1 protein-coding gene is annotated in these 543 nt (G+C 63.0%); it reads right to left on the bottom strand.

From position 1 onward, the window contains the following. On the bottom strand, positions 1-543 hold a 543-nt coding region (locus tag A5704_RS24155), incomplete at both ends, for a class I SAM-dependent methyltransferase (protein ID WP_156737748.1).

The following is a 543-nucleotide window of genomic DNA, read 5'->3' as shown; positions in this document are numbered from 1 at the left end:
GCAGTGCACGATCTCGTGCGTCAGCGTCATGCCCCGCGCCCTGGCCTCCTTGAAGGAGGGGCGAACGATGGTGTGCAGCAACATGATTCCGTCGGACGGCAGCACCTGGTAGGCCATCTTGAAGAAGCGGCCGTAGCGCTGGCGGCCGAAGTGCTCGAAGGCGCCGATCGAAACGATGCGGTCGACGGGTTCGTGAAACTTCTCCCAGCCCTCCAGCAGCACCCGCCGGGTGCGGGGGGTGTCCATCTCGTCGAACGTTCTCTGGACGTGCTCGGCCTGGTTCTCCGACAACGTCAGGCCCACGACGTTGACGTCGTACTTCTCGATGGCCCGGCGCATGGTCGCGCCCCAGCCGCAGCCGATGTCCAGCAGCGTCATGCCCGGTTCCAGCTTGAGCTTGCCCAGCGCCAGGTCGATCTTGGCAAGCTGCGCCTCTTCGAGCGTCATGTCGTCGCGCTCGAAGTAGGCGCACGTATAGCCCATTGTCGGATCTAGGAACAGGGCAAAAAACTCGTCCGAAACGTCGTAGATGGATTGCGATTC

Source organism: Mycobacterium sp. E735 (assembly GCF_001666955.1).
GTDB lineage: Bacteria > Actinomycetota > Actinomycetes > Mycobacteriales > Mycobacteriaceae > Mycobacterium.
Note: the sequence above shows the minus strand (reverse complement) of the source record. Positions and strands in the feature narration are given on the sequence as shown.